5 protein-coding genes are annotated in these 4397 nt (G+C 71.5%); 1 reads left to right on the top strand and 4 read right to left on the bottom strand.

Translation table 11 applies throughout. From position 1 onward, the window contains the following. Window positions 1-68: 68 nt before the first annotated feature. Complete coding sequence (locus tag AC30N0_RS01835) at window positions 69-1268, bottom strand: 5-(carboxyamino)imidazole ribonucleotide synthase (protein WP_489516234.1); 1200 nt, start codon at window positions 1266-1268, stop codon at window positions 69-71. Continuing rightward, on the bottom strand, window positions 1265-1729 hold the full coding sequence (purE, locus tag AC30N0_RS01830; protein WP_489516235.1) for a 5-(carboxyamino)imidazole ribonucleotide mutase: 465 nt from the start codon (window positions 1727-1729) through the stop codon (window positions 1265-1267). The genes AC30N0_RS01835 and purE overlap by 4 nt, the downstream gene beginning before the upstream one ends. A gap of 116 nt (window positions 1730-1845) precedes the next feature. Here purE and AC30N0_RS01825 point away from each other — a divergent pair, with 116 nt between their 5' ends. Further along, complete coding sequence (locus AC30N0_RS01825) at window positions 1846-2796, top strand: tetratricopeptide repeat protein (protein WP_489516233.1); 951 nt, start codon at window positions 1846-1848, stop codon at window positions 2794-2796. A 4-nt stretch (window positions 2797-2800) separates the two neighbouring features. On the opposite strand, the gene AC30N0_RS01820 is transcribed toward AC30N0_RS01825, so the two are convergent. Then, window positions 2801-3697: a phosphoribosylaminoimidazolesuccinocarboxamide synthase gene (locus AC30N0_RS01820; RefSeq protein WP_489516232.1), complete on the bottom strand. Its 897-nt coding sequence runs from the start codon at window positions 3695-3697 to the stop codon at window positions 2801-2803. A 19-nt stretch (window positions 3698-3716) separates the two neighbouring features. Further along, window positions 3717-4397: class II fructose-bisphosphate aldolase (locus tag AC30N0_RS01815; RefSeq protein ID WP_489516231.1), on the bottom strand; the 681-nt coding region annotated here is incomplete at its 5' end.

The following is a 4397-nucleotide window of genomic DNA, read 5'->3' as shown; positions in this document are numbered from 1 at the left end:
GCTCCCCGGCGAGGAGCCGGGCCACGGCCTCGTCGATGGCGGCGGCGTCGTGGCCGTCGCGGCGCACGTCAGCCGCCGCCCGGGCCGGGCAGGGCCAGCCCGAGGCGCGCCGCCGCGTCGCGCGCCACCGCCTCGGCCGCGTCGGGGCTCGCCGCGGTCAAGGTGAGGTGGCCCATCTTGCGGCCGCGCCGCGCCTCGGCCTTGCCGTAGAGATGCAGGTGCGCGCCGGGCAGGCCGAGCACGGCCGGCCACGCCGGCTCGACCGGCGTCGGCCCGCCGCCGAACCACAGGTCGCCGAGCAGGTTCAGCATCACCGCGGCGGAGTGCTGGCGCGGCATGACGAGCGGCGCACCCGTCATCGCCCGCACCTGCAGATCGAACTGCGACACGTCGCAGGCATCGATGCTGTGGTGGCCGGAGTTGTGCGGCCGCGGCGCCATCTCGTTGGCGACGAGCGAACCGTCCGCCAGGACGAAGAACTCGACGCAGAGCACGCCGACGTAGGCAAGGGACGCCGCCAGGCGCCCGGCCAGCGCCACCGCCTCGGCCTGGCGCGCCGCCGGTACGCCCCGCGCCGGCACCCGCGTCACGGCCAGGATGCCGCCCTCATGCACGTTCTCCTGCACCGGCAGGTGGACCACGTCGCCCTGCGCGTTGCGGGCGACGACGACGCTGATCTCGGCCGCCAGCGGCAGGCGCTTCTCGAGCACGCACGGGACGTAGCCGAGCGTGGCGAAGGCGGCGCCGAGGTCGCCGCGGCCGGCGACGCCGACCTGGCCCTTGCCGTCGTAGCCGAGGCGCGCCGTCTTCAGGATGGCCGGGAACAGGCTGGCGTCGATGTCGTCGATGTCGCGCTCCGACCCGACCATGGCGTGCGCCGCGCAGGCGACGCCGCTGCGCGCGAAGGCCGCCTTCTCCGCGGCGCGGTCCTGGCATACCGCGACCGCCGCGCCCGAAGGTGCGACGGGCAGGGTCTGCGCCAGGACGTCGAGCGCCGCCGCAGGGACGTTTTCGAACTCGGTCGTGACCGCGGCGCTGGCGCGCGCCAGGCGTTCCAGGCCGTCGACATCGGAGTAGCCGGTGCGGATGTGCTCGTGCGCAACGAGCCCGGCCGGGCTCGCCGCATCGGGGTCGAGCACGACCGTGCGGTAGCCCAGGCGCTGCGCCGCGTGCACGAACATGCGGCCGAGCTGGCCGCCGCCCACGACACCGAGCGTCGCGCCGGGCGCGATGAAGCGCGCCGTGCCCTTCGCCGAAGCCGCGCTCACCGAAGCTCGGCGCTCATCGCCTGCGCCGCGGCGGTCTGCCGCGCCCGGTAGGCGTCGAGCCGGCTGCGCAAGGCGGCATCGGACACGGCCAGCATGGCGACGGAGAAGAGCGCCGCGTTGATCGCCCCGGCTTCACCGATGGCGAAGGTGGCCACGGGGATGCCGCGCGGCATCTGCACGATCGAATAGAGCGAATCCAGGCCCTGCAGCTGCCGGCCCGCGACGGGCACGCCGAGAACGGGCACCGTCGTCTTGGCGGCGAGCATTCCCGGCAGGTGTGCCGCGCCGCCGGCGCCGGCGATGATCGCCTTCAGGCCGCGCGCCGACGCGCTCTCGGCGTAGGCGAACATCTCGTCCGGCATGCGGTGCGCGGAGACGACGCGCGCTTCGTGCGCGATGCCGAACTCGGCGAGAATCTCGGTGGCGGTGCGGAGCGTTTCCCAGTCACTGCTGGAGCCCATGACCACGCCGATCACCGCGGGGTCGCTGCTCACGTTGGCTCACCCAGTTGCTGAACGAGCCTTGAATTGTAGGCGGCGCGGCGTCACCTCTTTCCTACCCTTCCTCGGCAGGCACCATGCAGGACATCACCCACAAGAACTTCGAAGCCGAGCTCGTCAACGCATCGCTCGCACAGCCGGTGCTGCTCGACATCTGGGCGCCTTGGTGCGGCCCGTGCAAGACCCTCGGCCCGGTGCTCGAGAAGCTCGAGACAGCCTACGAGGGCCGCTTCAAGCTCGTCAAGCTGAATGCCGACGAGGAGCCCGAGATCGCGCAGCAGCTCTCGCAGATGTTCGGCGTGCGCAGCATCCCGTTCTGCGTGCTGTTCAAGGGCGGCCAGCCGGTCGACGGCTTCATCGGCGCCCTGCCCGACGCGGAGGTCCGCAAGTTCCTCGACAAGCACGTGCCCAGCGTCGACGAGCTGGCGGCGCTCGACGACATGGCCGAGGCCGAGGAGTTGCTCGAGGAAGGCGACACCGCGAGCGCCATCGACAAGCTGCAGGCCGCGCTCGCCACCAACCCGGCCAACGACACGGCCCGGCACGACTACCTGCGCGCCCTGATCGGCGCCGGCCGCATCGCCGAGGCACGCAAGGCCTTCGATCCGGTCGCCACGAACCCGGTGCTCGACGCCCGCCTCGTCGCCGACGGCCACTGGATCGCGGCCATGGAGGCAGCGCCCAAGGCACGCGCGCCGGAAGCGCTGGCCGCCGCCATCGCCGTCGACAAGCGCGACTTCGAGGCCCGCTTCGAGCTCGCCCAGCTGCACTTCGCGCGCGGCGAATTCACCCAGGCGATGGACGAGCTGCTCGAGATCCTGATGCGCGACAAGGCCTGGAAGGAAGAGCTCGCGCGCAAGACCTACGTCGCCATCCTGCAGGTGATGAGCAAGCCGGTGCCTGCGGCCGGCAAGGGCGAGCCGGCGCCCAAGCAGGGCACCCTCGAGATCGCCGGCAAGGTGGCGGCCAAGCCGGCCGACCCGGTGGTCGACGCCTACCGGCGCAAGCTCAGCATGGCCCTTTTTTGACCGCTCAGAGCGTCAGCGCTGCCAGCGCCGCGGCGTAGCGCTCGCTGGTGCGGGCGATCACGTCCGGCGTGAGCGGCGGCGCCGGGGCCTTCTTGTTCCACGGCTTGCCCTCGATGCGCACGGCCTCCAGCCAGTCGCGCACGAACTGCTTGTCGTAGCTCGGCGGGTTGCCGCCCGGGGCGTAGCTCGACGCCGGCCAGAAGCGCGACGAGTCGGCCGTCAGCACCTCGTCCATCAGCGTCAGCGTGCCCGCGTCGTCGAGTCCGAACTCGAACTTGGTGTCGGCGACGATGATCCCCTTGCCCCGCGCGAACTCGGCCGCCTCCGAGTAGAGCCGGATCGCGGTGGCGCGCACCTTGGCGGCGAGGTCGGCGCCGACGATGTCGCTCATCCGCGCGAAGTCGATGTTCTCGTCGTGATCGCCCATCGCCGCCTTGGTCGCCGGCGTGAAGATCGGCGCCGGCAGCTTCGACGCCGCCTGCAGGCCGGGCGGCAGCATCTCGCCGCAGACCGAGCCGGTCGCCTGGTATTCCTTCCAGCCGCTGCCGGCGAGGTAGCCGCGCACCACCGCCTCCACCGGCAGGGGCCGGAGCTTCCTGACCAGCATCGAGCGGCCGCGAACCTGCTCGCGCTCGTCGGCGGCGACCACGCTTTCCGGGTCCTCGCCGGTCAGGTGGTTGGGGACGATGTGCTTCAGGCGCTCGAACCAGAACAGCGCCATCTGCGTCAGGACGCGGCCCTTGCCCGGGATCGGCTCGGCCATGACCACGTCGAAGGCGCTCAGCCGGTCGCTGGCGACCATCAGCAGGCGGTCGCCGCCGACGGCATAGTTGTCGCGGACCTTGCCGCGGGCGATGAGCCGCAGGGAGCGGAGGCGGCTCTCGAACAGCGGCTCGGTCATGCAGGAATGCGCGCCAGCCTCAGACCACCGTCTGCGTTAGCGACCCGTCGGCATAGCGCCGGGCGATCCGCTCGAGGGGCTCGGCCGCGATCTTCGCCGCCTGCCCTTCGCAGCCGAACTCGAGGTAGCGCTGCCGGCAGATCTTGCGCGCCGCCTCGCGCGCCGGCTTCAGGTAGTCGCGCGGGTCGAACTTCTCCGGGTTCTCGGCCAGGTAGCGGCGGATCGCGCCGGTCATCGCCAGGCGGATGTCGGTGTCGATGTTGATCTTGCGCACGCCATGCTTGATCGCTTCCTGGATCTCCTCGACGGGGACGCCGTAGGTCTCCTTCATGTTGCCGCCGAACTGGCGGATCTCGGCCAGCAGGTCCTGCGGCACGCTCGACGAGCCGTGCATCACCAGGTGCGTGTTCGGGATCCGGCGATGGATCTCCTTGATGCGGTCGATGGCGAGGATGTCGCCGGTGGGTTTGCGGGTGAACTTGTAGGCGCCGTGGCTGGTGCCGATGGCGATGGCCAGCGCGTCGAGCTGGGTCCGCTTGACGAAGTCGGCCGCCTGCTCCGGGTCGGTCAGCAGCTGTTCGCGGGTCATCGTGGCTTCGCTGCCGTGGCCGTCTTCCTTGTCGCCACGCATGGTTTCGAGCGAGCCCAGGCAACCGAGTTCGCCTTCGACGGTGACGCCCAGGCGGTGCGCCATGTCGAC

It is taken from the genome of Rhizobacter sp. (assembly GCF_031412495.1).
GTDB lineage: Bacteria > Pseudomonadota > Gammaproteobacteria > Burkholderiales > Burkholderiaceae_C > Schlegelella_A.
Note: the sequence above shows the minus strand (reverse complement) of the source record. Positions and strands in the feature narration are given on the sequence as shown.